This is a genomic window from Neoroseomonas rubea (assembly GCF_016106015.1).
Lineage (GTDB): Bacteria > Pseudomonadota > Alphaproteobacteria > Acetobacterales > Acetobacteraceae > Neoroseomonas > Neoroseomonas rubea.
Window position 1 is genome coordinate 1 of sequence record NZ_JACADQ010000341.1, and the last position, 4,443, is coordinate 4,443.

The 4,443-nt window shown below is 73.0% G+C and carries 5 protein-coding genes; 4 read left to right on the plus strand and 1 reads right to left on the minus strand.

The window, feature by feature from the left end; all coding sequences use genetic code 11:
- The coding region (locus HW577_RS21275) for a lysozyme inhibitor LprI family protein (protein ID WP_198378122.1) at nt 1-359 on the minus strand (359 nt) is incomplete at its 3' end.
- Nucleotides 360-461: 102 nt separating this feature from the next.
- Here HW577_RS21275 and HW577_RS21280 point away from each other — a divergent pair.
- From HW577_RS21280 to HW577_RS21295, 4 genes are all read left to right on the plus strand, one after another.
- Nucleotides 462-1,670 carry a CaiB/BaiF CoA transferase family protein gene (locus tag HW577_RS21280; RefSeq protein WP_198378123.1) on the plus strand — a complete coding sequence of 403 codons (1,209 nt, stop codon included), beginning with the start codon at nt 462-464 and terminating at the stop codon, nt 1,668-1,670.
- Nucleotides 1,671-2,065: 395 nt separating this feature from the next.
- Nucleotides 2,066-2,971, plus strand: a complete 906-nt coding sequence (locus tag HW577_RS21285; protein WP_198378124.1) for a DUF808 domain-containing protein — start codon at nt 2,066-2,068, stop codon at nt 2,969-2,971.
- A 104-nt stretch (nt 2,972-3,075) separates the two neighbouring features.
- Nucleotides 3,076-4,215 carry an acyl-CoA dehydrogenase family protein gene (locus HW577_RS21290; RefSeq protein ID WP_198378125.1) on the plus strand — a complete coding sequence of 380 codons (1,140 nt, stop codon included), beginning with the start codon at nt 3,076-3,078 and terminating at the stop codon, nt 4,213-4,215.
- Nucleotides 4,215-4,443: acyl-CoA dehydrogenase family protein (locus HW577_RS21295; protein ID WP_198378126.1), on the plus strand; the 229-nt coding region annotated here is incomplete at its 3' end. The genes HW577_RS21290 and HW577_RS21295, both read left to right, overlap by 1 nt.

Below are 4,443 nucleotides of genomic sequence, written 5' to 3' on the forward strand. Positions count from 1 at the left end.
CTGGCGGTGCCGGCGGGCCCGCCCTGGGCCAGCGCCTCAAGGTCCCGCGCGCGGGCGCGCATCAGGCGGCGGACGCAGGATTGCGCCTCTCGCGCGTTGGGGCCCTGGCAGGCGCGGCGCTCGGCGAGCCAGGCGCGCTGTTCGCCTTGCAGGCGCTGGCGGTCCTCCGGCGTCGCGCGCTCCGTCACGCTGCGCCAGGCGGCGGCGATGCGGCGGTCCAGCTCGGCAAGGTCGGCCTGGGCGCAGATCGCCTGCTCGTCCCAGGCGCGCGCCTGGGCGCAGTTGAAGGATGGCCCGGTCTGCGCGAGGGCGGGCAGGGGGGCGAGGAGCAGCAGCAGGACAGCCAGGGCGCGGATCATGGGCCGAAGGTCAGCACGCCGCGCCGGGCCCCGTCCACCGCCGCCGCGTCTTTCCGCCGCGCCCGGCCTGCGCCACCCTGGCGCGAGACCAGGAGGAAGCGGATGGCCGGGGCGCTGGACGGGGTGCGCGTGGTGGATCTGACGCGCGTGGTGGCGGGGCCGCTCTGCGCGCAGATGCTGGGGGACCTGGGTGCGGAGGTCGCGAAGGTGGAACGCCGCGGGGATGGCGACGACCTCCGCGCGCTCGGCCCGCCCTTCGTGCCGGGCAGCGAGGACAGCACCTATTTCGTCTCGCTCAACCGCAACAAGCGTTCCGTCTCGGTGGATTTCGCGAAGCCGGAAGGGGCGGCGATCCTGAAACGCATGGTCGCGCGCGCCGACGTGCTGATCGAGAATTTTCGCACCGGCACGCTCGCGCGCTACGGGCTGGGGTGGGACGACCTGAAGGCGATCAATCCACGCCTGATCTACTGCTCCGTCACCGGCTTCGGGCAGGACGGGCCCTATGCCGGGCGCTCCGGCTACGATTTTGTCGCCCAGGCCATGGCCGGGCTGATGGAGGTGACGGGCGAAGCTGATGGCACGCCGGGCGGCGGGCCGCAGCGCGTCGGCGTACCGGTCGCCGACATGTTCACCGGCTTCGCCGCCTGCGTGTCCATCCTCGCCGCGCTGCGCCACCGCGACGCGACCGGCGAGGGCCAGTGCATCGACGTGAACCTGTTCGAGACCATGACGTCCCTGATGCAGGCGCCGATGTCCGCCTGGCTGAATGCGGGGCGGCTTGTCCCGCGCAGCGGCAATGACAGCCCGGTGGCGGTCCCCTATGGCGTGTTCGAGGGATCGGATGGCCGCTTCGTCATCGGCGTGCTGAACGACCGCGAATTCGTGCGGCTGGCCGAAGCGCTTGGCCACCCGGAATGGGCCGATGACCCGCGCTTCCGCCGCGCGCGGGACCGCGTGGAGCACCGCGCGGCCCTGCTCGACCGGATGCGCACGCTGCTGCGCACGCGCCCGCGCGCCGAATGGCTCGCGCGGCTGGAGGCGGCGAAGATCACGAGCGGGCCGATGAACACCGCTGCCGATGTCGCCGCCGACCCGCACATCGCCGCGCGGGGGATGATCGTCGAGGTGCCGCACCATGCCGGCGGCACGGTGCGGGTGGCGGCGTCGCCGCTGCATCTCTCGGCCACGCCGCCGACCTACCGCCACGGCATTCCCGCGCCGGGCGGCGATACGGATGCGGTGCTGGCGGAATTCGCGGGGATGGACGCGGCGGAGATCGCCGCGGCGCGGGCGGCGGGCATCGTGTGATGTATTTTTCGCCCTCAGGCGCCGGGCCGAGCCCTGGATTGACCCTCAAGCGGCGGGCGGCGGCCATCCGGCCGCCTTGCCTTCGCGCCGTGAACGGATTTGCCCGGCGCGGCTGACGGGCTGGGCGCGGTCGCGCATTCGCGCTCCCGGATCGAGGCTGCGCCTCGATCCGAAGCGGGGCTCGGGTCGCCTCGACGGCTTTCGCGGAACCCTCGCGTGCCGGCGCGACCATCCGGCCGCCGCGCTCGCGGCCTCGCCCCGTTCGGGTCGCAGCCATAAGCCTGCCGTGCAGCCCGGCGCGTGACCCGGATCGCTGCCTGCCCGCGCGGCGCGATTGGCTTCCACGGCCGGAACGGGCACCATGCAGCCCTTCCATCGCCGCCGGGATCCTTCGCATGAGCACAGGCCTGCTTGCCCTGCTGGACGACGTCGCCGCCATCGCCAAGGTGGCCGCGGCCTCGATCGACGATGTCGCGCTGCAGGCCGGCAAGGCGGGGGCCAAGGCGGCGGGCGTGGTGATCGACGACGCGGCCGTCACGCCGCGCTACGTGGTGGGCTTCGACGCGTCGCGCGAATTGCCCATCATCTGGCGCATCGCGATGGGGTCGCTGCGCAACAAGTTCCTCATCCTGCTGCCCGCGGCGCTGCTGCTCTCGGCCTTCGCGCCCTGGCTGATCACGCCGCTGCTGATCATCGGCGGCATCTATCTGTGCTTCGAGGGCACGGAGAAGGTGCTGGAATGGATCCGCCCGCACGCGGCGGAAGCCGAGGCCGCCGCGGCGCCGGTCGATGCGCTGCATCTGGAGAACACGCGCGTCGCGGGCGCGATCAAGACCGACTTCATCCTGTCGGCCGAGATCATGGCGATCGCGCTCGCCACCATGCCGCAGGCGAACATCTGGACGCAGGGCGCGGTGCTGGCGCTGGTCGGCCTCGTCATCACCGTCGCGGTCTATGGCGTGGTGGCGATGATCGTGAAGGCGGACGATGTCGGCGTCGCTATGGTCCGGCGCGGCATCGGCGCCGGCGCGCTGCTGGTGCGCGGCATGCCGATCGTGCTGAAGGTGCTGTCGGTCGTCGGCACCGCGGCGATGATCTGGGTTGGCGGCGGCATCATCCTGCATGGGCTGGAACATTTCGGCCTTGGCGGTCCCGCGCATCTCGCCCATGCGGCGGGGGCGGCGGTGGGCGGCGGCTTCGCGGGCTGGGCGGTGGAAGCGACGATGGCGGGCGTGGCCGGGCTGATCGTCGGCTTCGCGGCGATCCCGGTGCTGTCGCGCCTGCTCGGCAAGGGGCATTGAGCGCGGCGCGTTCCCCGCGCAGGATCGCGACGGAGGAACCGCCGCATGAGGAACACCGTCGCGGATCGTGACCGATCCGCCCTGACGCGCCGGCGCGGCGCGCCATGACCGGCCTGCGCTTCGACCTGCGCGACCCGCCGCCCGGAGCCGCCGCGCTGCGCGCCGAGGTCCGCGCCTTCATCGCCGAGCACGCCCATCGCTGGACGCCGGAAGTGCGCGCGCGGTCCTGGATGGGCTTCGACCGCGAATTCACGCGTGCCGTGGGCGCGCGCGGCTGGATCGGCATGTGCTGGCCCAAGCGCTATGGCGGGGCGGAGCGCAGCTTCCTCGAGCGCAACATCGTGCTGGAGGAGATGCTCGCCGCCGGCGCGCCGGTGGGTGCGCACTGGATCGGCGACCGGCAGTCGGGCCCGCTGATCCTGCGCCTGGGCACCGAGGCGCAACGGGAAAAGTACCTGCCGAGGATCGCGTCCGGCGAATGGGCCTTCTGCATCGGGCTGTCGGAGCCCGATTCCGGGTCCGACCTCGCCAGCCTGCGCACGCGGGCGGACCGCGTGCCGGAAGGCTGGCGGCTGAACGGGCGGAAGATCTGGACCACCTTCGGCCATCTCTGCGACTGGATGATCGCGCTGGTGCGCACATCGCCCGCGCCGGAAGGCGGGGCGCGGCACCAGGGCCTGTCGCAGGTGCTGGTCGACCTCAAGGCGCCGGGTGTCACCATCCGCCCGATCCGCGACCTGGTGGGCGAGCAGGGCTTCAACGAGATCACCTTCGACGACGTGCTGCTGCCCGCGGATGCGCTGGTGGGGGAGGAAGGCGCGGGCTGGGCGCAGGCGACGAGCGAACTCGCCTTCGAACGCTCCGGCCCCGACCGCTACCTCTCCTCCCATCCCCTGCTGGAAGCGGCGGTGTCGGAATTGCGCGGCGACGCATCCGCCGCGCCCGCGCTCGGCCGGCAAGCCGCGCGGCTGTGGACGCTGCGCGCCATGTCCACCGCCGTCGCCGGCATGCTGCAGGATGGCGAGGACCCGGTGCGGCAAGCCGCACTGGTGAAGGACCTGGGCAACACCTTCGAGCAGGCGCTGCCCGACGCCGTCCGCGCGCTGGTGGATGCGGAGGCGATGCCCGAGGAGATGCGCCGCATGCACGCCTATCTGACGCAGGTGGCACCCACCTTCTCGCTGCGCGGCGGCACGCGGGAGATCATGCGCGGCATCATCGCCCGCGAACTGGGGCTGCGCTGATGGCCAGCGACATCGCGGCGGAACTCGCCGAGCAGGTTGCGCGTGCGCTCGCGGACGCGGCCGACGTCGCGACGCTGCGCGCGGTGGAGGACGGCGCCTTCCCGCGCGCCACATGGGATGCGCTGTCGGGCCTCGGCCTGACGCTCGCGCTGGTGCCGGAGGATGCGGGCGGGGCGGGGCTCGGCCTTGCCGACATCGCGCCGGCGATCGAGGCGCTCGGCCGCGCCG

Bases quoted from the DNA above. Each gene is read 5' to 3' on its own strand.
- HW577_RS21280 (WP_198378123.1), top strand. From the start codon at position 462: ATGGCCGGGGCGCTGGACGGGGTGCGCGTGGTGGATCTGACGCGCGTG.
- HW577_RS21285 (WP_198378124.1), top strand. From the start codon at position 2,066: ATGAGCACAGGCCTGCTTGCCCTGCTGGACGACGTCGCCGCCATCGCC.
- HW577_RS21290 (WP_198378125.1), top strand. From the start codon at position 3,076: ATGACCGGCCTGCGCTTCGACCTGCGCGACCCGCCGCCCGGAGCCGCC.